This window comes from Pseudoduganella sp. SL102 (assembly GCF_027856995.1).
GTDB classification, from domain to species: Bacteria; Pseudomonadota; Gammaproteobacteria; order Burkholderiales; family Burkholderiaceae_D; genus Rugamonas; species Rugamonas albidiflava.
Map to the genome: position 1 here is coordinate 5,654,572 of NZ_CP115554.1, position 23,260 is coordinate 5,677,831.

At 66.9% G+C, this 23,260-nt stretch carries 24 protein-coding genes; 13 read left to right on the forward strand and 11 right to left on the reverse strand.

Annotation, left to right across the window (positions count from 1 at the left end; all coding sequences use genetic code 11):
• Positions 1 to 23 precede the first annotated feature (23 nt).
• Genes OU994_RS23820 through OU994_RS23830 form a run of 3 tightly spaced genes read left to right on the forward strand, consistent with a single transcriptional unit; the run spans position 24 to position 2,486 of the window.
• Entirely contained in the window at positions 24 to 857 is an 834-nt protein-coding gene (locus OU994_RS23820; protein WP_281607960.1) for an ABC transporter permease, read from the forward strand.
• 4 nt (positions 858 to 861) lie between these two features.
• Complete coding sequence (locus tag OU994_RS23825) at positions 862 to 1,830, forward strand: MlaD family protein (RefSeq protein ID WP_281607961.1); 969 nt, start codon at positions 862 to 864, stop codon at positions 1,828 to 1,830.
• On the forward strand, positions 1,827 to 2,486 hold the full coding sequence (locus OU994_RS23830) for a hypothetical protein (RefSeq protein ID WP_281607962.1): 660 nt from the start codon (positions 1,827 to 1,829) through the stop codon (positions 2,484 to 2,486). The genes OU994_RS23825 and OU994_RS23830 overlap by 4 nt, the downstream gene beginning before the upstream one ends.
• 96 nt (positions 2,487 to 2,582) lie before the next feature.
• On the opposite strand, the gene OU994_RS23835 is transcribed toward OU994_RS23830, so the two are convergent.
• The 6 genes from OU994_RS23835 to OU994_RS23860 all read right to left on the reverse strand — a co-directional run bounded on the left by OU994_RS23835 (position 2,583) and on the right by OU994_RS23860 (position 8,705).
• The gene (locus OU994_RS23835) at positions 2,583 to 3,992 is read right to left on the reverse strand and encodes an amidohydrolase family protein (protein WP_281607963.1); all 1,410 of its coding nucleotides are present in this window, start codon (positions 3,990 to 3,992) and stop codon (positions 2,583 to 2,585) included.
• 12 nt (positions 3,993 to 4,004) lie between these two features.
• Entirely contained in the window at positions 4,005 to 4,967 is a 963-nt protein-coding gene (locus OU994_RS23840; RefSeq protein WP_281607964.1) for a PDR/VanB family oxidoreductase, read from the reverse strand.
• On the reverse strand, positions 4,964 to 5,764 hold the full coding sequence (locus OU994_RS23845; protein WP_281607965.1) for an ABC transporter permease: 801 nt from the start codon (positions 5,762 to 5,764) through the stop codon (positions 4,964 to 4,966). The genes OU994_RS23840 and OU994_RS23845 overlap by 4 nt, the downstream gene beginning before the upstream one ends.
• A gap of 12 nt (positions 5,765 to 5,776) precedes the next feature.
• Positions 5,777 to 6,604: an ABC transporter ATP-binding protein gene (locus OU994_RS23850; protein WP_373922483.1), complete on the reverse strand. Its 828-nt coding sequence runs from the start codon at positions 6,602 to 6,604 to the stop codon at positions 5,777 to 5,779.
• On the reverse strand, positions 6,601 to 7,629 hold the full coding sequence (locus tag OU994_RS23855) for an aromatic ring-hydroxylating dioxygenase subunit alpha (protein WP_281607966.1): 1,029 nt from the start codon (positions 7,627 to 7,629) through the stop codon (positions 6,601 to 6,603). Before OU994_RS23855 ends, OU994_RS23850 begins: the two co-directional genes overlap by 4 nt.
• A gap of 146 nt (positions 7,630 to 7,775) precedes the next feature.
• Positions 7,776 to 8,705 (reverse strand): ABC transporter substrate-binding protein, encoded by a 930-nt coding sequence (locus tag OU994_RS23860; protein WP_281611703.1) that lies wholly within the window; start codon positions 8,703 to 8,705, stop codon positions 7,776 to 7,778.
• Between the two features lie 148 nt (positions 8,706 to 8,853).
• Here OU994_RS23860 and OU994_RS23865 point away from each other — a divergent pair, with 148 nt between their 5' ends.
• Complete coding sequence (locus tag OU994_RS23865) at positions 8,854 to 9,123, forward strand: hypothetical protein (RefSeq protein WP_281607967.1); 270 nt, start codon at positions 8,854 to 8,856, stop codon at positions 9,121 to 9,123.
• A gap of 208 nt (positions 9,124 to 9,331) precedes the next feature.
• Here the strand turns inward: OU994_RS23865 and OU994_RS23870 are convergent, their stop codons facing one another.
• The 3 genes from OU994_RS23870 to OU994_RS23880 all read right to left on the reverse strand — a co-directional run bounded on the left by OU994_RS23870 (position 9,332) and on the right by OU994_RS23880 (position 11,604).
• Complete coding sequence (locus tag OU994_RS23870) at positions 9,332 to 10,582, reverse strand: DEAD/DEAH box helicase (protein WP_281607968.1); 1,251 nt, start codon at positions 10,580 to 10,582, stop codon at positions 9,332 to 9,334.
• A 117-nt stretch (positions 10,583 to 10,699) separates the two neighbouring features.
• Positions 10,700 to 11,089, reverse strand: coding sequence for a VOC family protein (locus OU994_RS23875; protein WP_131144777.1), 390 nt, complete (start codon positions 11,087 to 11,089; stop codon positions 10,700 to 10,702).
• 86 nt (positions 11,090 to 11,175) lie between these two features.
• A complete protein-coding gene (locus OU994_RS23880; protein WP_281607969.1) occupies positions 11,176 to 11,604 on the reverse strand; it encodes a hypothetical protein in 429 nt (142 codons plus the stop codon).
• 80 nt (positions 11,605 to 11,684) lie between these two features.
• On the opposite strand from OU994_RS23880, the gene OU994_RS23885 reads away from it, so the two are divergent.
• From OU994_RS23885 to OU994_RS23905, 5 genes are all read left to right on the forward strand, one after another.
• Positions 11,685 to 12,098 carry a MerR family transcriptional regulator gene (locus OU994_RS23885; RefSeq protein WP_281607970.1) on the forward strand — a complete coding sequence of 138 codons (414 nt, stop codon included), beginning with the start codon at positions 11,685 to 11,687 and terminating at the stop codon, positions 12,096 to 12,098.
• An 8-nt stretch (positions 12,099 to 12,106) separates the two neighbouring features.
• The gene (locus OU994_RS23890; protein WP_281607971.1) at positions 12,107 to 12,811 is read left to right on the forward strand and encodes a Mut7-C RNAse domain-containing protein; all 705 of its coding nucleotides are present in this window, start codon (positions 12,107 to 12,109) and stop codon (positions 12,809 to 12,811) included.
• A 139-nt stretch (positions 12,812 to 12,950) separates the two neighbouring features.
• Positions 12,951 to 14,189, forward strand: a complete 1,239-nt coding sequence (dapC, locus tag OU994_RS23895; RefSeq protein ID WP_281607972.1) for a succinyldiaminopimelate transaminase — start codon at positions 12,951 to 12,953, stop codon at positions 14,187 to 14,189.
• Positions 14,186 to 15,013 (forward strand): 2,3,4,5-tetrahydropyridine-2,6-dicarboxylate N-succinyltransferase, encoded by an 828-nt coding sequence (dapD, locus tag OU994_RS23900; protein WP_131144772.1) that lies wholly within the window; start codon positions 14,186 to 14,188, stop codon positions 15,011 to 15,013. Before dapC ends, dapD begins: the two co-directional genes overlap by 4 nt.
• A 116-nt stretch (positions 15,014 to 15,129) precedes the next feature.
• On the forward strand, positions 15,130 to 16,266 hold the full coding sequence (locus OU994_RS23905) for a PilT/PilU family type 4a pilus ATPase (protein WP_281611704.1): 1,137 nt from the start codon (positions 15,130 to 15,132) through the stop codon (positions 16,264 to 16,266).
• On the opposite strand, the gene OU994_RS23910 is transcribed toward OU994_RS23905, so the two are convergent.
• Positions 16,250 to 17,299: a PEP-CTERM sorting domain-containing protein gene (locus OU994_RS23910; RefSeq protein WP_281607973.1), complete on the reverse strand. Its 1,050-nt coding sequence runs from the start codon at positions 17,297 to 17,299 to the stop codon at positions 16,250 to 16,252. The two genes, OU994_RS23905 and OU994_RS23910, sit on opposite strands and share 17 nt — an antisense overlap.
• A gap of 110 nt (positions 17,300 to 17,409) precedes the next feature.
• Positions 17,410 to 18,468, reverse strand: coding sequence for a PEP-CTERM sorting domain-containing protein (locus tag OU994_RS23915; protein WP_281607974.1), 1,059 nt, complete (start codon positions 18,466 to 18,468; stop codon positions 17,410 to 17,412).
• Positions 18,469 to 18,686: 218 nt separating this feature from the next.
• Between OU994_RS23915 and OU994_RS23920 the strand changes: the two genes are divergently transcribed.
• The 4 genes from OU994_RS23920 to OU994_RS23935 all read left to right on the forward strand — a co-directional run bounded on the left by OU994_RS23920 (position 18,687) and on the right by OU994_RS23935 (position 23,204).
• A complete protein-coding gene (locus OU994_RS23920) occupies positions 18,687 to 19,037 on the forward strand; it encodes an ArsC family reductase (protein ID WP_281607975.1) in 351 nt (116 codons plus the stop codon).
• A 6-nt stretch (positions 19,038 to 19,043) separates the two neighbouring features.
• Positions 19,044 to 20,177, forward strand: a complete 1,134-nt coding sequence (gene dapE / locus OU994_RS23925) for a succinyl-diaminopimelate desuccinylase (protein WP_281607976.1) — start codon at positions 19,044 to 19,046, stop codon at positions 20,175 to 20,177.
• 39 nt (positions 20,178 to 20,216) lie between these two features.
• A complete protein-coding gene (prmB, locus tag OU994_RS23930) occupies positions 20,217 to 21,101 on the forward strand; it encodes a 50S ribosomal protein L3 N(5)-glutamine methyltransferase (protein WP_281607977.1) in 885 nt (294 codons plus the stop codon).
• A 102-nt stretch (positions 21,102 to 21,203) separates the two neighbouring features.
• Positions 21,204 to 23,204, forward strand: coding sequence for an ATP-binding cassette domain-containing protein (locus OU994_RS23935; RefSeq protein ID WP_131144766.1), 2,001 nt, complete (start codon positions 21,204 to 21,206; stop codon positions 23,202 to 23,204).
• Positions 23,205 to 23,260: the final 56 nt, after the last annotated feature.

Below are 23,260 nucleotides of genomic sequence, written 5' to 3' on the forward strand. Positions count from 1 at the left end.
CTATTGGATGATAAGATCGCAATATGTCCACCCATGCATCACTGTTCCCGTCGCTGGCGCGGCTGCACCGCGCCACGATGATCTGGCTCACCAGCTGGTGGCGCCTGCTGCAGTTCGCCGCGCTGATCCTGGCGCGCGGCGCCGCGCCATCCACTTACCGTCGCGACAACCATCGCGCACTGGCCAGCCACCTGGTGCTGGGCACCGCGCCTAACCTGCTGTGGTTTTGCGTGCTGTCGGCGCTGATCAGCCTCGTCATCATCCGCATCGTCGTCGTCACCGCCACGTCGTACGGCCTGTCCGGCTATGCGCTGGAGATGGTGGTGCGCGTGCTGGTGCTCGAACTCATCCCGCTGACGGCGGCGCTGTTCGTGGCGCTGCGCAGCACCCTGCCGGCCGGTGTCGAATTCGCCCAGCGGCGGCTGGCGGCTGCCGCGGCGGCGCCGGCGGGATCGGCCGGCCCGGCCGCCGATCCGGGCGAGGTGCTGCGCCGCGAGTTCTACCCGCGCGCCTCCGCCGGCATCTTCGCCGTGTGGCTGCTGGCCGCCATGAGCTGCATCCTCACGCTGGTGCTGGCCTACCTGATCATCTATGGCTTCACGCCGTATGCGCTGCCGGGCTACACGCGCGTGGTCGGGCAGATCTTCAACCCGGCGGTGGCGCTGATCCTGGTGCTGAAGATCTTTTTCTTCTCGCTGGCGGTCGGCATCATTCCGCTGGCTTCCTCTTACTACGACGCGGCCGTCAATCCGTTCGCGGCGCGGCTGCGTTCCACGCACGGGCTGGCGGACATGGTACGGATGTTTTCCGTGGTCCTGCTGATCGAAGCCGCTTCCCTGATGGGCAATTATTACTAACGACATGACCGACACTTCTCCCCCAGCTCCGGCCGCTCCGGCCGAACCCGCGCCGGTACGCAATGCCGAGGTCAAGGCCGCGCTGCTGCTGGTCCTGATGATGGCGCTGATCGCCGGCGCCGCCCTGTACCTGCTGTATGCGCGCGGCGCGTTCGAGGCCACCCAGCGCCTGGTGCTCACGGCCGACGATTCCGAGGGCGTGGCGGTCGGCATGGACGTGACATTCGCCGGCTTCCCCATCGGCCGCGTGCGCAGCATCGAACTGTCGCGCGAAGGCAAGGCGCGCGTGCTGGTCGACGTGCCCGAGAAGGATGCCCACTGGCTGCGCTCGAGCAGCATCTTCACGCTGGAGAAAGGCATCGTCGGCGGTGCCAAGCTGCGCGCGTTCACCGGCATCCCGACCGATCCGCCGCTGCCGGACAAGGCCGAGCGCCCCCTGCTGGTGGGCGACGTGGCGGCCGAGATTCCCCGGCTGCTGTCCGCCGCGCGCGACATCCTCGCCAACGTCACGGCGCTGACCGCGGCCGATTCCCCGCTCGGACAAAGCCTGGCCAACGTGCAGGGCGTGACCGAGAAGCTGAACGGACCGGGTGGCGCGATGGGTCTCATCGCCGGCGAAGACCGCAAGGCGCGCGAACTGCTCGCCAACGCCAATTCCCTGATAGTGCGCGCCGACCGGCTGGTGGGCAACGCGGACAGCAAGGTATTCGGCGACAAGGGCGTGGCCACCGATGCGCAGGCCGCGATCGTGCAGTTGAACGGCTTGCTGGCCGATGCGCGCGCCAGCATGAAGAAGCTCGACGCGGTGCTGGAGGAGGCGCAGGCGGTCGGCAAGAATGCCCGCGTGGCTACCGAGGACCTGGGCGCGCTGCGCGCCGACGTCGACGCCAACCTGCGCAAGATCGAGCAGCTCGTCAACGAAATCAACCGCAAGTGGCCGTTCAAGCGGGAAGCGGAGATCAAGCTGCCATGAAGCCTTACTTCATCCTGGCCTTCCCCGTGTTCCTGGCCGCCTGCAGCAGCGGGCCGCCGGTGCCCGACTGGAAGATGAATGCGCAAAGCGCGCTGGAACGGTCCACCGGTGCTTACATGGCCGGACGGGACCTGGTCGAACAGAACGAGTTCGCCCATGCCCGCGACGACATCGCCGCCACCGGCAAGGTCGAGCTGGTGATCCGCGCGGAGCTGATCCGCTGCGCCGTGCGCACCGCCGCCCTGGTGTTCGGCGACTGCACCGGTTTCGCGGCGCTGCGTGCCGATGCCGCACCGGCCGACATCGCCTATGCCGATTACCTCGCCGGCCGCGCCCAGCCGTCCGATGCCGCGCTGCTGCCCGAACCGCAGCGCGCCGTGCTGGCTGCCCCGTCCGACAGCGCGGCCGCCGCGGCCGTGAAAGGCATCGCCGACCCGCTGTCGCAACTGGTCGCCGCCGGCGCGCTGTTCAAGGCCAACCGCGCCACGCCGGAGCTGGTGGCCCAGGCCATCGCCACGTCCTCCGACCAGGGCTGGCGCCGCCCGCTGCTGGCCTGGCTGAACGTGCAGGCCCTGCGCGCCGACAAGGCCGGCGACCCCGCCGAAGCCGACCGCATCCGCCGGCGCATCGCGCTGGTCGAAGGCCAGCCCCGCTAACCTCCCCGACAGCCCAGCTGGTTGTTTTACAACACCGGGCAACACCGGGGACAGTCCCCTCTGGAGGGACAGTCCCCAGTTTTTTTACAACAGATTTCAGCGCAGCAACCGGGCGACGGCGGCGCGGGCGTCGGCGGCGAGTGCGCGCAGGTCGAGGCCGGGGATGGCGTCGTGTTCGACGACGGGTTTGCCGGCCACGGTAAGCAGGCGCAGCGCCGGGCGGCCGCCGGAGGCGACGGGGCCGATGGCGATGTCGTGCAGCCCGAAATAGCGCGGGTCGTCGAGCGAGTAGACGGCGATGTCGGCGGCCATGCCCACCTCCAGCGTGCCCAGGCCATCGAGGCCGAGCACCTGCGCGCCGCCGCGGGTGCCCCAGCGCACCACGTCTTCGATGGAAGCGGCGTCGGCGCCGCCTTCGAACGTGCCGCCGCGGTGCGTGGGCCGCGCGTCCTGCCCGCCGCGTGCGCGCTGCATCAGCCAGGCGGCGTGCGTTTCGGAGATCATGTCGGCTGCCTCGTTGGATGCGGCGCCGTCGACGCCGATCGAGATCGCGGCGCCGGCCGCCTCCAGCTGGCGGATCGGCGCGATGCCGCTGCCGAGGCGCCCGTTGCTCTGCGGGCAGTGCGCGACGCCGGTGCCGGTGGCGCCCAGCAAGGCGATTTCCTCGTCGTCCAGCTTGACCAGGTGGGCGAACCAGACGTCGCTGCCCAGCCAGTCCTGTTCGGCGGCGAAGCGTACCGGCGTGGTGCGGTGCTTGCCGTGGGCCGCGTTCTGGTACTCGACGGTCTCGGACAGGTGGCTGTGCAGCCGGATGCCCAGCCGCCGCGCCTCGGCCGCCACGGTGCCCAGCTCGGGCGGCGTCATCGAATACAGCGGCGTGGTCGGCGCCATCACGACGCGGCGCATCGCATCCGGCGCGGGATCGTGCCAGCGTTGCGTGATGCGCTCCATGTCCGCCAGGTAGCCATCCAGCGTTTCCGGCCGCAGGCAGGCCGGCAGGTCCGCTTCCAGCTGGCGCGTCTGCGTGGCGCCGCCGCGGCACAGCACGAAGCGCATGCCGAGCCGCTCGGCTTCCTCGAACAGGATCGCCGAGCCGTCGAACGGCATGCCGGGCCAGTACAGGTAATTGTGGTCGGCCACCGTGGCGCAGCCGGAGCGCAGCAGCTCGACGAGCCCGATGCGTGCGGCGAGGCGGAACAGATCTTCGTCGAATGCCGCGCGGAAGCGGTAGGGCGTGGCGGCCAGCCAGGCCGTCAGCGGCAGGTCGATGCCGGCCGCGTCGCCCTTCAGCAGCGACTGGAACAGGTGGTGGTGCGTATTCACCCACGCCGGATAGACGACGCAGCCGGTGGCGTCGACAACGCGCTCGCCGGGCAGCGGCTCGAGCCGGCCCAGCGCCGCGATGCGGCCGTTGGCGACGCGGATGTCCGGGCCGGCATGGCGCGCCGCCTCGCCTTGCAATCCGGTGACGATCGCACCGGCGTTCCTGATCAGTAAATCGTTCATCGGTTCTCCTGTTCAAAGGTCCAGCACCAGCAGCGGCGTCCGGGAACGCGAGCAGCATGGCAGGAAGCGGTCGCCCTGCGCCCGCTCGGTATCGGTGAGATAGCAATCCTGGTGATCCGGTTCGCCTTCCAGCACGGTGGTGAGGCAGCTGCCGCACACGCCCTGCCGGCACGAGACCGGAATCGCCACGCCATGCTCCGCCAGGCAGTCGACGACACTCTGCCCGGCCGGCACAGCCATCGTCTTGCCGGTACTGGCCACGCGCACATGGAACGAGGACGGCGACGACGATATGTCCACCAATGCGTTGGCATTGGCGAAGTGCTCCACGTGGACGCGCTCCGCCGCCATGCCATGCGCCAGCGCCGCCTGCTTCACCATCGCAATGAAGCCGGCCGGCCCGCACACGTACACATGCGTCTCTGCGCCGCCACCTGCCAGCAGCGCCGGCAGATCGAAGCGCTGCGAAACCGGCCCGTCGTCCGCATGTACCTGCACGCAATGCGCGAACGGTGCCTCGCGCAGGCGCCCGGCGAAGGCGGCGGCGTCCATCGAACGCACACAATAATGCAGGGCGAACTGCCGGTCGAGTATGTTCAGTCGTTCCGCCATCGACAGTAGTGGCGTGATGCCGATGCCGCCCGCCAGCAGCAGCGAGCGCCGCGCGCCGGTATCGAGCTCGAAGCCGTTGCGCGGCATGCCGAGCGTGACGAGCGCGCCCTCTTCCAGCGCGTGCATGGCCCGCGAACCGGCGCCTTCCTGCAGCAATACCGCGATCACGTACCGCGACGTGTCGCGCGGGTCGTTGCATAGCGAATACTGGCGCACGACTCCACCCGGCAGGTGCACGTCGACGTGGGCCCCGGCCGTGAACGGCGGCAGTGCCGTGCCGTCCGGGTCGCGCAGCTCGAAGGCCTGGATGCCCTTCGCCTCGCGCCACGCACGGGCCACCCGCACCGTGAAGGTCGCGTTCATGCCTCGGCCTCGCTTTCATGCCAGTGCTTCAGCGAGAAGCGCGCCAGTGCCGACATCAGCGCGAACAGCAGCACGCCGGTGACGGTGATCATGAACAGCGCCGCGAACAGCCGCGGGATGTTCAGCTCGAAACCGGCCTGCAGGATCTGGTAGGCCAGCCCGGTGCTGCTGCCGCCCGTGCCGGCGACGAATTCGGCCACCACGGCGCCGATCAGCGCCAGCCCGCTGGCGATGCGCAGGCCGCCGAAGAAGCTGGGCAAGGCGCTGGGCACGCGCAGCCGCACCAGCACCTGCCAGCGCGTGGCGCGGTTCAGCCGGAACAGGTTCAGCAACCCGGGATTCACGCTGCGCAGGCCCAGCACCGTATTCGAGATGATCGGAAACACGGCCATCATCGTGGCGCAGATCGTCAGCGCGGCGGCCGGCGTCTTGACCCAGATGATGATCAGCGGCGCGATCGCCACGACCGGCGTAACCTGCAGCAGGATCGCATACGGGAACAGGCAGGCTTCCAGCAGCTTGCTCTGCACGAACAGGAACGCCACCAGCACGCCGGCCACCGTGGCCAGCGCGAAGGCGAAGAACGTGATGCGCAGCGTGACCAGCAGCGCGTCGAACAGCAGCGACCAGTCGTTCAGCAGCGTGCCGGCAATCGCGGCCGGCGACGGCACCAGGTAGACCGGCACCTGCAGCGTCACGCAGACGGCCTGCCACAGCGCCAGCAAGAGCAGCCCGAGCGCCAGCGGCGCGAGGGCGCGGCGCACGCGCGCATCGTCGATCAGGGGTTTTTTCAGCATCGCGGTTCTCCCTCAGTGGTGGCCATTCGCCTCGACCAGCAGGTCGGACAGCTGCTTGCAATACGCCATGAATTGCGGCGAGATGCGGAACTCGTCGTCGCGCACGCGTGGCCCGTCGATCGGCACGTCGGCGATCACACGGCCGGGCCGTGCCGCCATCACCACCACGCGCGAGGACAGGTAGACCGCCTCGTAGATGCTGTGGGTGACGAATACCACCGTCAGGTCGCGCCGCGCCCACAGTTCACGCAGGTCGGCATCGAGCCGGTTGCGGGTGAATTCGTCCAGCGCGCCGAACGGCTCGTCCATCAGCAGCAGGTTCGGCTCGGTGGCCAGCGCCCGCGCGATCGACGCGCGCATCTGCATGCCGCCCGACAGTTCGCGCGGGTAGACGTGGCCGAACTTCGCCAGTCCCACCAGGTCCAGCGCCTGTTCCACGCGCGGCGCCGCCTGGTCGCGCGGCACGCCCTTCAGGTCGAGCGGCAGCCGCACATTGTCGGCAACCTTCGCCCACGGCATCAGCGTGGCTTCCTGGAACACCATCGCCAGCGTACGGTCCGGCGTGTCGACGGTGGCCATGCCCTCGCCCCACCAGCGCACATGGCCGGCCGACGGGCTTTCCAGCCCGGCGAACATCTTCAGCAGCGTGCTCTTGCCGCAGCCGGATGGCCCCAGCAGCGACACGAACTCGCCGCGCCCGATGCGCAGCTTCACCGGGTCCAGCGCGCGGGTGCCGTTCGGGTAGGTTTTCTCCACGCCATTCGCGTACAGCACCGCCGGCCCGGAGGGAGCCGCGGGCGTTGCCGGCGCCAGCAAAGGATCGTCGTCGCGTTTCATCATGCCTCCGGCGGGTTGTGCACTTCGCTTTCGCCATGCCGGCTCAACAGGTCCATCAGCATGCGGCGCATCATCAGGCCCGGCTTGTCGGACTCCATGTGGAATTCGACGCGGCGGCGCGTGTCGACGCAGGCATCGGGATCGGTGGCTTCCAGGATGTCGCGGTCTTCCGACGTGATCGGACGGTCCCAGTCGATCAGTTCCTGGGTCGAGCAGGCTTCCTCGCTGTCGTTGCGGTACAGCCATTGCACCAGCATCAGCCTGCCGTCGTCGATCGGCGTGGCGCAGTTGTAGATGATGTGATGGATGCCTGACGCCGGGTACACGCAGCCGAAACGCCGCGAGAACGGCATGTACCAGCGGTTCGTCAGGTGGCGCTCGGTGACCGGCTCGGTGGTGCCGGTGATGCGGAAGCTCGCCTCCGGGTTCCGCACCGGCACGTGGGTCTCCGCTTCGAAGCCCCAGTCATTCGGCCGGAACTCGTACTTGGCCGGCACCGGGTTGTCGATCATGCCGAAGTTCGCCTTGTGCACGAAGCTGAAGTGCGAATTGTCGAAGGAGTTTTCCATCACGCGCAGCGGCGACGTCTTCCATTCTTCGTAGAACTGCAGGATGCGCCGGTAGCCCGGCGCGCCTTCTTCCGGAAAGTACGGGATCGGCTGCAGCGGATCTTCCAGCGCCACCCACACATAGCCATAGCGCTCGTCGCAGTGATAGGCCGTGACGCGCGCGCCGGCTGGAATGCCGGTGTCGGGGCTTTGCGGGATGCGCACGCAGGTACCCGAGCAGTCATAGGTCCAGCCGTGGTAGCCGCAGACGATGTTGCCGTTCTCGACGAAGCCTTTCGACAGCTTCGCCGTGCGGTGGCAGCAGCGGTCGCGCAGCGCGGCCGGCTTGCCGTCCTTGCCCTTCCATACGACGATGTTCTCGCCCAGCAGCGTAAATGGCTGCGGGCCGGCGTCCAGCGCGGACATCGGCATCAGCGCGTACCAGAATTTACGCAAGACTTTTTGTTGGGTGACGAGCATGGTTGACTCCTGTTACAAGGGTGGGCCGGCGTGCCGGAATGGTCGCCTTCGCCCGGGCATGGTCGAATGACATGCGGTATTCCGTGATTGCGTTATTGCGTTATTGCGTTATCGCGTTATTGCGTTATTGCGGTGGCTGGCGCGGTTCAGGGCAGCACTTTCAAATCCCTGACGAACTGCGTGGTGTAGGCCTGTTTCCAGTCGGTTTCCTTCTTCAGCAGGCCGGCCGACACCATGAAATCGTAGGTGCGCCGCCAGCGCGCGTCGGTCATCGTGCCGATGCCCTGCGTGGCGGCGTCGCCGCCGGTCACGAAGGCGTATTCCTTCAGCTTGCCCACCGCATAGGCCAGCTGGTCGTCCTTCATGTTCGGGTTTTCCTGCTTGATCAGCGCATTGGCCGGTGCCGGGTTGGCCAGGTAGCTCTTCCAGCCTTCCATCGAGGCGCGCACGAAGCGGGCGACCAGCTCCGGCTTTTCCCTGACCAGCTTCTGCATGGCGACCACGGTGGTGCCGTAAGGCGGGTAGCCATCGTTGGCGAACAGGTAGAAATTGGTCTTCGCGCCGGCCTTGGCGGCCTGGAACAGCTCGGACGACGGGTAGGCCTGCTGGGCGAAATCGGGATCGGCCAGGAACGGCTGCAGGTTGAACGTGTACGGCCGCCCCTGCGCCTCGGCCAGGCCGTATTTGGCCTTCAGCCACGGCCACCAGGTGGTGCGGCCGGACGTCGATACCAGCACCGTCTTGCCGTTCTTCAGGCCGGCCAGTCCCTTCACGTCGGTGTGCGTCATCATGCCCTGCGCGTCGGTCTGGAAGCTGGCCGCGACGGTGGTGGCGGGAATGCCCTGCTCCACGCTTTTCAGTACCTGCAGGTCGTAGCCCATGAAGAAGTCGGCCTGGCCGCTGGCCAGCAGCTGCATGCCGTTCACCTGCGGGCCACCCATCCGGATGGTCACGTCGAGGCCGTGCTTGCGGTAGATGCCCTCGGCTACGGCCTGGTAGAAGCCGCCATGTTCGGCCTGTGCATACCAGGAGGTGAGGAAGGTGACCTTGTCGGCTGCGGCGGCATTGCCGGCCATGGCGCCGAATGCGGTGACGAGGCAGAACGCCAGCGCTGCGCGGCGCGCCGGTTGCGGGACTGGGATGGATTTCATGGGCACTCTCTGGGGTTGGAAAGGCGGGAGGACGCAATGCGGAACGCAGCCGGTCGCCTGCCGGACGAAGGGCATGCGCGGCAATGCATTGCGGGGAAATGAAACCGGGAGGAACGCCGCGCAGCCGCGGCGGATCATGCCAAGGGGGCTGGCGAAAATGGGGCTGGCGAAAATCGGGCTGGCGAAAATCGGGCTGGCGAAAATCGGGCTGGCGAAACGGTGCGGCATGGCGTTCTCTCTTGAGGTCTGTAAAAAACCAGATGCACGTCCCGTCGGGGACGTGTCCACAAGAGCAATGCCCCATGTTTTCCACTGGCGACGTTGCGTCGCCGGAAAACACTAGCCGCTTCTACTCATACAGCAGGTAATGCAAACGCCGTGCCAGCGCGCCGTGCCAGTGTTTCAGGGCTGCCGGCTGCCGGCCGGCCGATCTGGGCGCCAGCGGCGCACCATCGTGGAGCACGAGGGCGCCAGTGGAGCACCAGCGCGGATGAAGCGCGTCCTTATTGTGCAACTTGTTGTGCAACTTGTTGTGCAGCCTCTTGTCGAGCCTACACCTGCTTGGCGGCGGCTTCGCGCAGCTTGTCCTTCTTGCTCTTGCGCTTGCCCTTGACGCCGCCGTTCGGGTCGCCGGCCAGCGACGTGGCGGCTGCCGCGACGGCCTCCTCCGAGGGTTCGAAGCCGGCGATGCGCTCGCGCGGCACGCGCTTGCCCTGGCGCTTCTCGATCAGCCGGAAGTGCGCCTCGGCGTCCGGCGTGATGAAGCTGACGGCCGTGCCGCTGGCGCCGGCGCGGCCGGTGCGGCCGATACGGTGCGTGTAGTCGGCCGCGGCGCGCGGCAGGTCGTAGTTGACCACCACCGGCAGCTGCGCGATGTCGATGCCGCGCGCCGCCACGTCGGTGGCGACCAGCACCGTCATGCGGCCGGCCTTGAAATCGGCCAGCACTTCGCTGCGCGCGCCCTGGCTGAAGTCGCCGTGGAAGGTTTCCGCCGCGATGCCGTTGCGGCGCAGCTTGTCGGCCACGTGCTCGGAGGCGTACTTGGTGGCGACGAATACCAGCACCTGCCGCCAGCCGTGTTCCCTGACCAGGTGCCTGAGCAGCTGCAGGCGGCGCGGTGCATCGACTTCGATGGCGCGCTGGGCGATATCCGGCTCGTGGGCCGCCGCATTGTCCACCTGGGCGCGTTCCGGATCGTGCAGCAGCGACGTGGCAAGCGACTGCACGGCGGACGGGAAGGTGGCGGAGAAGAACAGGTTCTGGCGCTTCGCCGGCAGCAGCGCGAGGATTTCCGCGATCTCGTCGGCAAAGCCCATGTCGAGCAGCTTGTCCGCCTCGTCCAGCACCAGCGTGGCGACGCCGTCGAGCTTGACCGCGTTATGGCGCGCCAGGTCGAGCAGGCGGCCCGGCGTGGCGACGATGATGTCGGTACCGCCGCGCAGCGCCATCATCTGCGGATTGATCGACACGCCGCCGAACGCGATCGATACCTTGATGGTGGATGGCAGGTGCTGCACCAGCGCGCGGATCGCGTCGCCCACCTGGGCGGCCAGTTCGCGCGTGGGCACCAGCACCAGGCCATGCACGCCGCGGCGCGTGCCCTGCCGCGCCAGCAGCGCATGCAGCATCGGCAACGCGAACGCCGCCGTCTTGCCGGACCCCGTCTGCGCCGCGCCCAGCACATCCCTCCCTTTCAGCGCGGCGGGAATGGCGGCCGACTGGATGGCGGTCGGGGTGTCGTAGCCGATGGCGGCCACGGCATCGAGCAGGGCGGGCGCGAGGCCCAGGGAAGCGAATGACATGGAGAGACGGGCAGGTGAATGAGCGCGCAGTATAAAGCACGCGGCAGGCCGGCCCGCCGCGCGGCGATCCGGTGGCCGGTTTTTCGTTTCCGCTTTTTCGCTTTTTCGCTTCTTCGTTTACATGCCCACGTCGCCGTACGGGCCGGCGATGACGACCACGTAGCCATCCAGGTCGCGCAGCCAGATCTCGCGGTGCTGCGCGTTGCGATTTTCCTTCGGGCCTTCCAGCACCGCGGCCCTGGCGTCGGCGGCGCGGTCGACGGCATCGTCGAAATCGTCGGTCCAGAACCACAGCAGCACGCCGTTGCCGTATGGCCGGCATTCGGGGTCGCCGATGTGCGCGTGGTGATGCGCATCCCAGCGGTGCAGCTGCAGGATCATGCGGCCGTCGAACGTCAGTTGTTCATACTCGCCGCCGCCGTGGGCACTCTTGCAGCCCAGTACGGCCTGGTACCAGCGGCTGGACGCCGCCACGTCGGCGACGGCGATCAGGGGTTGCGCTTGCATGGACACCTCCCGTGAAGTTGAGGCCACAGCATAGCACCGGGCAGCCCGGCCGCGCGGCCCGTTTCGCCGGCCGCGCACGTGCATCCCTACGCGTGCCGCGCCGCTGGTACGTGCCGCACCTTCGCCACATCCCGCACCGGCAGCCACTGCACGATGCCCCACGCCAGCTCGGGCACGATGAACAGCCACAGCATGGGCATGCCGGTCTGCGCCAGCGTCCAGGCCATCCACAGGCTGAAGCCGAAACGGCCGATGCCGTCGTAGCGGCCGAAGCGTGGCTGCGGGTCGCCGATGCGCAGGATGGACCACAACAGCACCACGGTGCCCATCAGGCAGCCGAACAGCACGTGCACGGGGGCGAAGGCGGGCAATGGTGCGCCGCCCAGTGCCGTGTTGATGGCGGAGAGGTGCCCGTGCACCACGGCGAACGTCCATGGCGTGGCGAACGGTGCGGTGACGAGCAGGTCGTAGATGCCGCTGGCGCGGACGATGCGTGAAAAAGTCGTGGTGTGCATGAGGGCTCCTCGAAGATGGTGACCCGATGCTAAAGGCTGGAGTACACTCCAGGGTCAAGCATTTTCCGCACGGAGGCCTGGTGAAGATAGGCGACATCGCGCAGGCGACCGGCATCAGCCGGGATACGCTGCGCTTCTATGAAAAACGCGGTCTCCTGACGGCGCGCCGCAGCGGCAACGGCTACCGCGACTATCCGCCCGAGGCGGTGCAATGGCTGACCTATATCCGCACCGCGCAGTCGCTCGGCTTCACGCTGGCCGAGATCGAAGCCGACCTGCCGCTGCTGGCCGACCCGGGCGGCTCGCCGGAAGCGATCCGCGCCGCATTGCGCACCAAGCTGGGGGAAATCGACCGGCGCATCGAGGGCCTGGCGGCCTTGCGCGCGGACCTGGCCGCGCGGCTCGATGACGCGGGCGACTGCCCCCTGCGGCCCGCGGCCGGCGCGGCGACGATGAACGACGCAGTGGCCCCCCGTTCGGGCACCGGTTCCTGACGGCGGCCATGGTCACCGCCACCTTCCGCTTCGATGCCGCCCTGGACTTCTTCCTGCCGCGCGGCCAGCGCGGGCAAGCGGTCGTCACGCCATGCGCTCGCGCCGCCACGGTCAAGCACATGGTCGAAGCACTGGGCGTGCCGCACACGGAGGTGGGCGAGGTGCGCGTCAACGGCCACCCTGCCCCGCTCGACCTGCTGCTGGAGGATGGCGACGACGTCGTGGTGCCGCCGGTACCGCCGATGGACCTGGCGCCGGCCGAGGCGCGCTTCGTGGCCGACGCCCACCTGGGCGGGCTGGCCCGGCTGCTGCGCATGGCCGGCTTCGACACGCTGTATGACAACGATATCGACGACGCCGAGGTGGAAGCCTTCGCGGAACACGGCGGGCGCATCGCGCTGACCCGCGACCGGGAACTGCTGAAGCGCCGCGGCGTACTGCGCGGCGCCTACGTGCGGGCGCTGAAGCCGGAACAGCAGTTGCGCGAAGTAATGGCGCGCTTCGGCTTGCGCGAGGCGATGCGCCCGTTTTCGCTGTGCCTGGCCTGCAACGTGCCGCTGCGGCCGCGCGCAAAGAGCGACGTGCTGGACCGGCTGCCGCCCTCGGTGCGGGACAGCCAGCACACATTCCTCGGCTGTCCGCGCTGCGGCGGCGTGTTCTGGCAAGGCTCGCACTGGCGGCGCATGCGCGCGCTGCTGGACGGCGTGCGGTGAGGCGCAGGGGCCCGGCCCTGCCGCGCCGGCAGCGGGCGCGCCGGCCACACGCGGGCTATAATGGCCGGCTGACCGTCCATGCATCACCAGAAAACACGCGCAGCCGTGCGCCTTCCTGAGACCCGACGTGAATCCCGACGTGAATCCATTACTCGACAAGCTGCACCCGTATCCGTTTGAAAAACTGCGCCAGCTGTTCAGCGGCGTGACGCCCGATCCGGCCTGGCGCGCCATCAGCCTGGGCATCGGCGAGCCGAAGCACCCGACGCCGCCGTTCATCTGCCAGGCGCTGGCCGACAACCTGTCCGGCCTGGCCGTGTATCCCGCCACCGCCGGCTCGGATGCCCTGCGCGGCACGATCGCCGCGTGGCTGGAGCGCCGCTATGGCCTGCCGCCGCTGAACCCGGCAACGCAGGTGCTGCCGGTGAACGGTTCACGCGAAGCCCTGTTCGCATTCGCGCAGGCGGTGATCGATCCCGCCGCGGACGCCGACCACAAGGCGCTGGTGGTGTGCCCGAACCCGTTCTACCAGATCTACGAAGGCGCCGCGTTCCTGGCCGGCGCCGAGCCGTACTTCGTGAACTCGGACCCGGCGCGCAATTTCGGCTGCGACTACGACAGCGTGCCGGCGGAAGTGTGGCAGCGCGTGCAGTTGCTGTACCTGTGCTCGCCCGGCAACCCGACCGGCGCCGTGCTGTCGCTGACGGACTGGGAAAACCTGTTCGCGCTGTCCGAACGCCATGATTTCATCATCGCCGCCGACGAGTGCTATTCCGAGATCTACCATGGCGACGAGCCGCCGCTGGGCGCGCTGCAGGCGGCCCACATGCTGGGCCTGTCCACGGTCGACAAGCCGTATGCGCGGCTGGTCGTGTTCTCCAGCCTGTCGAAGCGTTCCAACGTGCCGGGCCTGCGCTCGGGCTTCGTGGCCGGCGACGCCGACGTACTGAAGAAATTCCTGCTGTACCGTACCTACCACGGCGGCGCCATGAGCCCGCCGGTGCAGGCCGCATCGATCGCGGCGTGGAACGACGAGTCCCACGTCGCGGAAAACCGCGCCCAATACCGCGCGAAGTTCGATGCCATCACGCCGCTGCTGGCCGAAGTGCTCGACGTGGCACTGCCGGACGCCGGCTTCTACCTGTGGGCCGACGTCAGCCGTACCGGCCTGTCGGACACCGAGTTCGCGCGTCGCCTGTACGCCGAATATAATGTCACGGTCCTGCCGGGCAGCTACCTGGCGCGCGAAGCCCACGGCAGCAATCCCGGCCGCAACCGCATCCGGATGGCGCTCGTGGCGGAAACGGCCGAAGGGCTGGAAGCCGCGCAGCGCATCGTCCGCTTCTGCAAATCCCTCTCTACTGAAGACGCATCATGACTCAACAACTCCAGCAAATCATCGAACAGGCATGGGATAACCGCGCCGAAATCAACCCGTCGAACGCCAGCGCCGAAGTGCGCGACGCGGTCAACCATGTGCTGGCCGGCCTGGACGACGGCAGCCTGCGCGTGGCGCAGAAGGATACCGGCACCTGGGTGGTGAACCAGTGGATCAAGAAGGCCGTGCTGCTGTCGTTCCGCCTCGAGAACAACGTGGTGCTGCCATCGGACGGCACCATGCAGTTCTACGACAAGGTACCGACCAAGTTCGCCAATTACACGCCGGAAGATTTCGCCAAGGGCGGCTTCCGCGTGGTGCCGCCGGCCGTGGCCCGCCGCGGTTCGTTCATCGGCAAGAACGTGGTGCTGATGCCTTCCTACGTGAATATCGGCGCCTACGTCGACGAAGGCGCGATGGTCGATACCTGGGCCACGGTCGGTTCGTGCGCGCAGATCGGCAAGAACGTGCACCTGTCCGGCGGCGTGGGCATCGGCGGCGTGCTGGAACCGATGCAGGCCAACCCGACGATCATCGAGGACAACTGCTTCATCGGCGCCCGTTCCGAGATCGTCGAAGGCGTCATCGTCGAAGAAAACTCGGTGATCTCGATGGGCGTGTACATCGGCCAGTCGACCAAGATCTACGACCGCGCCACCGGCGAAGTGAGCTACGGCCGCATCCCTTCCGGCTCCGTGGTGGTCTCCGGCTCGCTGCCGTCGGCCGACGGCAAGTACAGCCTGTACTGCGCGGTGATCGTCAAGCGCGTGGATGCGCAGACCCGCGCCAAGACCGGCATCAACGAACTGCTGCGCGGCGTTTAAGTCTTTTCACCCCAACGGCAGATGCTGGGGTCAGACCCGCCGGGTCTGACCCCGGATCTTGCTTCTGGGGTTTCTCCTGGCTGATCTGCCCATTGACCTTGAAGGTTCCCGCCATGATGGACCGCCTGTTCCAGCTGATGAAAGAGAAGAACGCGTCGGACATGTTCTTCGCGGTGAATTCGCCGGTGCACCTGAAAATCAACGGCAACCTCATTCCGGTCAACCAGCAGAAGCTGGAACCGGAAAATATCGATGCGCTGCTGGCGGAGGTCTGCACGCCGGCGCAGCTCAACGAACTGGCGCAGACCAATGAACTGAACATGGGCATCCCGGTCGCCAGCCTGGGGCGCTTCCGCCTGTCGGCCTTCCGGCAGCGGGGTACCATCTCCGCCGTGTTCCGCTACGTGCCGGCCACCATCCCGGCACTGGAAGAACTGAGCCTGCCGCCCATCCTGGCCGAACTGATCATGGAAAAGCGCGGGCTGATGCTGGTGGTGGGCTCGACCGGTTCGGGCAAGTCGACCACGATCGCGGCGATGCTGGACCACCGCAACGAACTGCGTTCCGGCCATATCCTCACGCTGGAAGACCCGATCGAGTACCTGTTCAAGAACAAGAAGGCGATCGTCAACCAGCGCGAGATCGGCAGCGACGCCAGCGATTTCGGCACCGCGCTGCGCAACTCGATGCGCCAGGCGCCGGACTGCATCCTGATCGGCGAGATCCGCGACCGCGAAACGATGGCCGCGGCGCTGGCCTATGCGCAATCGGGCCACCTGGTGCTGGCCACGCTGCACGCCAACAACAGCTACAACGCGCTGAACCGCATCATCAGCTTCTATCCGATCGAGAACCGCCCTGCCCTGCTGCAGGACCTGGCGTCGACCATCCGCGCCATCGTGTCGCAGCGGCTGGTCCGCTCCAGCGGCGGCGGCACCCGCACGCCCGCCGTCGAAGTGATGGTCAACACGCGCTACGTGTCGGACCTGATCGAGAAAGGAGAAATCGGCCAGCTCAAGGAAGCGCTGGACCGCAGCCTGTCGCCCGGCTCGCAATCGTTCGAGCAGGCGCTGTACAAGCTGGTCAAGGATGGCCGCATCACGCAGGAAGAAGCGCTGGCCAACGCCGATTCGGCCACCAACCTGCTGTGGCTCCTGAACAATGGACCCGACAGCCGGCAGGCCGATGCCGAGGCGGAGCGCAAGGCGGCTCCGCCCGAGGCGTCATTTACCGAATTTACGCTGAACGGCTGACGGCGCTGCCCTTGCGGCGGCGTGCCAGCGCGACGACGCCAAGGCCTGCGGCGAGCATGCCGCAGGTGGCCGGTTCGGGCACCGGACTCAGCAACACATTGCCGCAGCCATGGCCCAGCTGCCAGTTGCATCCCCATGCGAGAACCTGGCCCGCGTCGTTGACGTCGACGGCAAACTCGATCCGCCAGCCGGGGCCCGCCAGTTCAGCCAAGGCATAAGAGGCTTCCGGCGTTGCCAGCATCGCTACCGTGCCGTCCCGGTTCCTGCCGAGCATGTATCCTTCCGCCATGCTGGAGACAATGGCGAAGTCGCCCGTGGGTTGCCAGGTCGAGCGCTCGATGATCATGCGCGGGACCAGATTGCCGGCCGCATCCGCTTCCCAGCGGTTGCCGAGCAGTTCCCCGTTCGGCCCGATGCCGTGGATGCCAGGACCATACAGCGTATCGAGATCGATCATCGTACCGCCGCTGTAAAGGAAGGTGTGCCATTCGCCCGAGGCGGTGAAGGAAGTACCCAGTACTTCGCCTGCCTCGCTGATGCCATGGGCCTCGCTTCTCGCGCCGCCCAGCGTGCCCAGATCCTGCATGCCGCCGTCGGGCGTGTACAGGAAGGCGCGCGCCTCACCCGCGGCATTCCGGGATGTCCCGACCACGGCGCCCGCATTGTTGATGGCACTGGCACCGCTGCTCAGGCCGCCCAGCGTGCCGAGGTCGCGGGTTTTCCCGTCCGCATGCACGAACGCATGCGACCTTCCGTCAAGGTGGGTGGCATAACCCGTGACCACGCCGGCATCGTTCACGGCGGCGCCGTAGACATCCGGGCCGCCGAAGCCATCGATCGCCACGACGCCGGTCCGGGTGGAAAGCGAACTGGTGTAATGGCCATCCACGTAGAGATTGTTCAGTACCGCGCCGTTGTTGTTGAGGTCAGTCGGGGCGTGTGCCGCCCCGAGAAATTCGGCCTTGTAGATCGGCGTTGCCGCGCCAGCCCACGCATGCGCGGCGAGCAACAATGCCAGACACAGTTTGTTCATCGTCGTCCTCGCAGTTCGTAAATGAAGAAATTCACCGTTACCGCACTGCCATCCTTGCCGGCCAGCCGGACGGAGCCAACGGCGCTCCGCCCGCGGCTTCTTTTCCGGAACTATGCCGACCGGCTGGCGGCGGCGCCTTTCCGGCGGCGCGCCAGGGCGACGACGCCCAGGCCGGCGGCCAGCATGCCATACGTGGCCGGTTCGGGCACGGGGCTCAGCAGGACGGTGGCACAGCTGCCGCTGTCCCAGCTGCAGCCGTATGCGAGGATCTGCCCGCTGTCGTTGACACCATGGGCGTCGAGGAACGTCCATTGGCCTTCCGTGAAGCTATCGAGACTCCAGTAGCCGTCCGCCGTGGCCAGCATCGTGCCGGTGCCATAGTTGTTGGTACCGACCATGTAGCCGTTCGACATGTCGCTCGGTATCGCCAGGTTGTAGTTCCATTCGCCAGCCGGGGACCAGGCGGAGTTGTACAGTTCCAGGCTCCACTGGTTGCGCGTCGAGTCGTACGAGGTGCCGTACAGTTCGCCGTTCGCTCCCAGGCCGGACAGGTTGCCGCCCCAGTCATGGATATCGGTCATGACGCCGTCCTTGTACAGGAACTTGTGCCATTCGCCGCTCTCGGTCTGCGCACTGCCCAGGATTTCGCCGGTGTCGGCCACGTCGAGGATACTGCTCTGTGCACCGCCCAGCGTGCCGATATCTCGCATGCCGCCATCAGCGGTGTAGATGAAGCCGCGGGTGCCGCCGCCGGCCACGTCCGAGGTGCCGACCACCAGCCCGGCATTGTTGACCGCCACCGCTGAGCTGTTCAGCCCGCCGAGCGTGCCGATGTCGCGCATGGCGCCGTTTGCATAGACGAAGGCATGTGTGGCAGTGTTGCCCGCCAGGGATGAACTTCCCACGACGGTGCCGGCGTCGTTCAGCTCGAAACCTTCCACCTTGGTGCCTCCGAGCGAGCCCAAGTGGACGGAACCGGTCGTGGTCATCAGCCATGCCTGGGAGGCGCCGCCCGTCTCCAGCCCCAGGAGAGCGACGCCACTGTTATTGATATCGGCTCCCCTTCCCGCCGGGCCGTCGACGAGTACATCGAGCCGGTATTTCGGTACTTCCGCCTGCGCCGCGATGGGCAGCATGGCAAACAGCATGGCGAGCAGCTTCCTGGTCATGTTCTTGTCCTCTGTCTGGGTAGTTATCGATCACTGGATGCGGTTGCGATACCGCAGCGAGGAGACTAATACAAACCCTGTATCCATGCAATTTTGATAATAGCTATCAAACAACAAGCAACACTCTCCTGCGCGGGGCTCGCCGGCGGCGCCCGCCGGAAGACGACCGGCTATAATGGCGGACTTCGTTTTGTCCTAGCCTTCGCGCTCCCCGGTTCATGATCACTCTCTACGGCATCCCCAACTGCGACACGGTGAAGAAAGCCCGCGTCTGGCTGGCCGACCAGCAACAGGATTTCACCTTCCACGATTTCAAGAAGCAGGGCCTCGATGCCGCCACGGTGCGGCACTGGCTGAAGCACGTGGACTGGGAAATCCTCGTCAACAGGAAAGGCACGACGTGGCGCGGCCTGCCGGACGAGCGCAAGGCCGCCGTGCTGGACGCGGCCAGCGCCACCGCGCTGATGCTGGAAAACCCGTCCGTGATCAAGCGCCCCGTGCTGCAAACCGCCACCACGTGCCACGTGGGATTCAAGCCGGAGCAGTATGCCGAGATCTTCAACCATTAAAACGCCATGACCGAATCCCGTACCCTCGCGCTGACTGAAAAACTGATCGGCCGCTCATCCGTCACCCCCGAGGACAAAGGCTGCCAGGAGCAGCTGATCGCCCTGCTCGAGCCGCTCGGTTTCCGTTGCGAGACGATCGTTTCCGGCGACGTGACGAACCTGTGGGCGCGCCGCGGCACCGAACAGCCGGTGTTCGTGTTCGCCGGCCACACCGACGTGGTGCCGACCGGCCCGGTCGAGCAATGGACGTCGGAACCGTTCTTCCCCACCATCCGCGACGGCAAGCTGTATGGCCGCGGCGCGGCGGACATGAAGACGTCGATCGCCGCGATGGTGGTGGCCTGCGAGGAATTCATCGCCGCCCATCCGGACCACAAGGGTTCGATCGCCTTCCTGCTGACCAGCGACGAGGAAGGTCCTGCCACCGACGGCACCGTCATCGTCTGCAACAAGCTCAAGGAGCGCGGCGAGGCGATCGACTATTGCGTGGTCGGCGAACCCACCTCCAGCGCACAGCTGGGCGACATGATCAAGAACGGCCGCCGCGGTTCGATGTCCGGCTGCCTGACGATCAAGGGCATCCAGGGCCACATCGCCTATCCGCAACTGGCCAGGAACCCGATCCACCAGGCCGCGCCGGCGCTGGCCGACCTGGTGGCCGAGGTGTGGGACGAAGGCAACGAGTACTACCTGCCCACGTCGTGGCAGATGTCGAACGTGAAGGCCGGCACCGGCGCGAACAACGTGATCCCCGGCCAGATAGTGATCGACTTCAACTTCCGCTTCTCGACCGCCAGCACGGCCGAAGGCCTGCAGCAGCGGGTCCATGCGATCCTCGACCGGCACGGCCTCGAGTACGACCTGAAATGGACCATTTCCGGCTACCCGTTCCTGACGCCGCGCGGCACGCTGTCGACGGCGCTCTGCGAGGCGATCAGGCGCGAGACCGGCATCGAAACGGAACTGTCGACCACGGGCGGCACGTCCGACGGCCGCTTCATCGCGCAGATCTGCCCCCAGGTGATCGAGTTCGGGCCGCCGAACGGCAGCATCCACAAGATCGACGAGCATGTCGAAGTGCGCTTCATCGATCCGCTGAAGAACATCTATCGCCGCACGCTTGAAAACCTGCTCACCTGACCTGCTCGCCCGAGCTCCGGCATAAAGGAAGAACCTACCATGACGACCATCTTTGCCACGCCGCGCGACCTGCTGCGCTACGCGACCACCCGCTTCAACACGGAAAAGCTGTTCTTCGGCCACGGCAGCGCCGAGGCCTTCGACGAGGCGGCCTACCTGCTCCTGCACACGCTCAAGCTGCCGCTGGACAAGCTCGATCCCTTCCTCGATGCGCGCCTGCTGCCGGAGGAAATCCAGCGCGTGCTGGACGTGATCGAACGCCGCGCCACCGAACGCGTGCCGGCCGCCTACATCACCAACGAGGCGTGGCTGGGCACTTACCAGTTCTACGTGGACGAGCGCACCATCGTGCCGCGCTCCTACATCGCCGAACTGATCCCCGATTACTTCGCGCCTTGGGTCAACAACCCGGAAGGCGTGGCCAATGTGCTGGAATTGTGCACGGGCTCCGGCTGCCTGGCGATCATGATGGCCGACGCGTTCCCGGACGCGCAGGTCGATGCCGTCGACATCTCGCCGGATGCGCTGGAAGTGGCGCGCCGCAATGTCGAGACGTACCAGCTGGCGGACCGCGTGAACCTGATCCAGTCGGACCTGTACGCGAACGTGCCGCTGAAAAAATACGACCTGATCGTCACCAACCCGCCCTACGTGAATTCCGGTTCGATGGCGCGGCTGCCGCAGGAATACCGCCACGAACCGCAGATCGCGCTGGACGGCGGCGTCGACGGCATGGACCTGGTGCGCCGCATCGTGGCCGGTGCCGCCGAGCGGCTCACGGACGACGGCTTGCTGATCGTCGAGATCGGCAACGAGAAGGCGTTCGCGGAAGCGGCCTTCGGCGACATGGGGCTGACATGGCTGACCACCAGCCAGGGGGATGACATGGTCTTCCTGCTGACCGCCGACCAGCTGAAGCTTTAATCGACTTCCGTACATGCGAACGATCCTGCCTGCCCCCATGGGCGCAGGCCGGGCACCGGGGTCTTCCCGACCACCGACCAATTGAAGCTTTGAAAATCTAGAATGATTCGTCTCGAACAAGTAAGCCTGATGCGCGGCGTGAAGCCGCTGCTGGAAAACGTCGACCTGACGCTGAACCCCGGCGACAAGATCGGCCTGATCGGCGCCAACGGCGCCGGCAAGTCCAGCCTGTTCGCGATGCTGCGCAACGAGCTGCATCCGGACCAGGGCAACATCGATTTCCCCGCCAGGTGGCGCATGGCCTACGTGGCGCAGGAAACGCCGCCGCTGCAGCGCAACGCGCTCGACTACGCGATCGATGGCGACGTCAACCTGCGCAAGCTGCAGGCCGAACTGGAGCGGCTGGAAGCGCTGCCCGACTCCGCCGAGCAGGGCCTGGAGCTGGGCAATGTGCACGTGGCGCTGGCCGATGCGGATGCCTACACGGTGCAGTCGCGCGGCGAGCAGCTGCTGCTGGGCCTGGGCTTCACGCTGGACCAGATGCAGCAGCCGGTGGCCAGCTTCTCGGGTGGCTGGCGCATGCGCCTGAACCTGGCGCAGGCGCTGATGTGCCCTTCCGACCTGCTGCTGCTCGATGAACCGACCAACCACCTGGACCTGGATGCCATCATCTGGCTCGAGGACTGGCTGAAGCGCTATGCCGGCACGCTGATCATCATTTCGCACGACCGCGATTTCCTCGACGAGATCGTCAACGTGATCGTGCATATCGACGACCGCAAGCTGAAGCGCTACTCCGGCAATTACTCCAGTTTCGAGCGCCAGCGCGCCGCGCAGATGGTGCTGATGGCGGGCACCGCCGAGAAGCAGGCGCGCAAGAAAGCCCACCTGGAATCGTTCATCGAGCGCTTCAAGGCCAAGGCATCGAAGGCAAGGCAGGCACAGAGCCGCATGAAGGCGCTGGCCAAGATGGAAGAGCTGGCGCCTCTGCGCGCCGCCGCCGAGTTCTCGTTTGAATTCCGCGAGCCGCTGTCCGCGCCGAATCCGCTGCTGGTGCTGGAAGACGTGGATGCCGGCTACCGCAGCGAGGATCCGGCCACCTACGAGGTCAAGGAAAAGACCATCGTCCACGGCATCAACTTCAGCCTGCAGACGGGCCAGCGCATCGGCCTGCTGGGCGTGAACGGCGCCGGCAAGTCGACGCTGATCAAGACCGTTGCGGGCGAGCTGGCGCCGCTGGCCGGCACCGCGACCACGGGCAAGGGGCTGATCATCGGCTACTTCGCCCAGCACCAGGTGGAGATGCTGCGGCACGATGAGTCGCCGCTGTGGCACCTGGCGAAGATCGCCCCGACGGTGCGCGAACAGGAGCTGCGCAACTTCCTGGGCGGCTTCAATTTCCCGGGCACCATGGTGACCAGCCCGATCGCGCCGTTCTCCGGTGGCGAGAAGGCGCGCCTGGCGCTGGCGCTGATCGTGTGGCAGCGCCCGAACCTGCTGCTGCTCGATGAACCGACCAACCACCTGGACCTGGAAACGCGCGAAGCGCTGACGGAAGCGCTGGCCCAGTTCGAAGGCACGCTGGTGGTGGTATCGCACGATCGCCACTTGCTGCGGGCGACGACCGACCAGTTCATCATCGTGGCCGACGGCATGCTGCAGCCGTTCGACGGCGACCTGGACGACTACAAGGACTGGCTCTTCAAGACCAAGCTGGGCAAGGGGACCGACGTGCTGCCGGCCGCCGGCAAGGAACACAAGACGGCCTATCCCTCCACGTCGCCGGTGGCGCCGCCACCGGCCGCGCCGGCCGTCGACAAGCGCGAGCAGAAGCGCCTGGAAGCGGAGCAGCGCCAGCGCCTGGCCGCGCAACGCAAGCCGATCGAGAACAAGATCAAGCGGCTGGAAGAACAGATCGCCAAGCGCAATGGGCAGAAGGCGGAAGTCGATGCGCAGTTGCAGGATCCGGCGATCTACGAAGCGGCCAACAAGCCGAAGCTGAAGACGCTGCTGGCGGACCAGGCGTTCTATGCGAAAGACCTGGCGCAGCTGGAAGAGGAGTGGCTGGGCTTGCAGGAACAGCTCGAAGCGCTGGCCGCCTGACCGCACCTCGCGGCCCGCGTGGCACGAGAAAAGCGCCGCCTTCGGGCGGCGCTTTT

Excerpts from the sequence above, each read along its gene's own strand:
- OU994_RS23825 (WP_281607961.1), top strand. The coding sequence starts at position 862 with ATGACCGACACTTCTCCCCCAGCTCCGGCCGCTCCGGCCGAACCCGCG.
- OU994_RS23820 (WP_281607960.1), top strand. The coding sequence starts at position 24 with ATGTCCACCCATGCATCACTGTTCCCGTCGCTGGCGCGGCTGCACCGC.
- OU994_RS23890 (WP_281607971.1), top strand. The coding sequence starts at position 12,107 with ATGGTCACCGCCACCTTCCGCTTCGATGCCGCCCTGGACTTCTTCCTG.
- OU994_RS23875 (WP_131144777.1), bottom strand. The coding sequence starts at position 11,089 with ATGCAAGCGCAACCCCTGATCGCCGTCGCCGACGTGGCGGCGTCCAGC.
- OU994_RS23855 (WP_281607966.1), bottom strand. The coding sequence starts at position 7,629 with ATGCTCGTCACCCAACAAAAAGTCTTGCGTAAATTCTGGTACGCGCTG.
- OU994_RS23860 (WP_281611703.1), bottom strand. The coding sequence starts at position 8,705 with ATGGCCGGCAATGCCGCCGCAGCCGACAAGGTCACCTTCCTCACCTCC.
- OU994_RS23830 (WP_281607962.1), top strand. The coding sequence starts at position 1,827 with ATGAAGCCTTACTTCATCCTGGCCTTCCCCGTGTTCCTGGCCGCCTGC.
- dapE (WP_281607976.1), top strand. The coding sequence starts at position 19,044 with ATGACCGAATCCCGTACCCTCGCGCTGACTGAAAAACTGATCGGCCGC.
- OU994_RS23905 (WP_281611704.1), top strand. The coding sequence starts at position 15,130 with ATGGACCGCCTGTTCCAGCTGATGAAAGAGAAGAACGCGTCGGACATG.
- OU994_RS23840 (WP_281607964.1), bottom strand. The coding sequence starts at position 4,967 with ATGAACGCGACCTTCACGGTGCGGGTGGCCCGTGCGTGGCGCGAGGCG.
- OU994_RS23845 (WP_281607965.1), bottom strand. The coding sequence starts at position 5,764 with ATGCTGAAAAAACCCCTGATCGACGATGCGCGCGTGCGCCGCGCCCTC.
- OU994_RS23880 (WP_281607969.1), bottom strand. The coding sequence starts at position 11,604 with ATGCACACCACGACTTTTTCACGCATCGTCCGCGCCAGCGGCATCTAC.
- prmB (WP_281607977.1), top strand. The coding sequence starts at position 20,217 with ATGACGACCATCTTTGCCACGCCGCGCGACCTGCTGCGCTACGCGACC.
- OU994_RS23910 (WP_281607973.1), bottom strand. The coding sequence starts at position 17,299 with ATGAACAAACTGTGTCTGGCATTGTTGCTCGCCGCGCATGCGTGGGCT.
- OU994_RS23870 (WP_281607968.1), bottom strand. The coding sequence starts at position 10,582 with ATGTCATTCGCTTCCCTGGGCCTCGCGCCCGCCCTGCTCGATGCCGTG.
- OU994_RS23835 (WP_281607963.1), bottom strand. The coding sequence starts at position 3,992 with ATGAACGATTTACTGATCAGGAACGCCGGTGCGATCGTCACCGGATTG.
- OU994_RS23850 (WP_373922483.1), bottom strand. The coding sequence starts at position 6,604 with ATGATGAAACGCGACGACGATCCTTTGCTGGCGCCGGCAACGCCCGCG.
- OU994_RS23920 (WP_281607975.1), top strand. The coding sequence starts at position 18,687 with ATGATCACTCTCTACGGCATCCCCAACTGCGACACGGTGAAGAAAGCC.
- dapD (WP_131144772.1), top strand. The coding sequence starts at position 14,186 with ATGACTCAACAACTCCAGCAAATCATCGAACAGGCATGGGATAACCGC.
- OU994_RS23935 (WP_131144766.1), top strand. The coding sequence starts at position 21,204 with ATGATTCGTCTCGAACAAGTAAGCCTGATGCGCGGCGTGAAGCCGCTG.
- OU994_RS23865 (WP_281607967.1), top strand. The coding sequence starts at position 8,854 with ATGCGCGGCAATGCATTGCGGGGAAATGAAACCGGGAGGAACGCCGCG.
- OU994_RS23915 (WP_281607974.1), bottom strand. The coding sequence starts at position 18,468 with ATGACCAGGAAGCTGCTCGCCATGCTGTTTGCCATGCTGCCCATCGCG.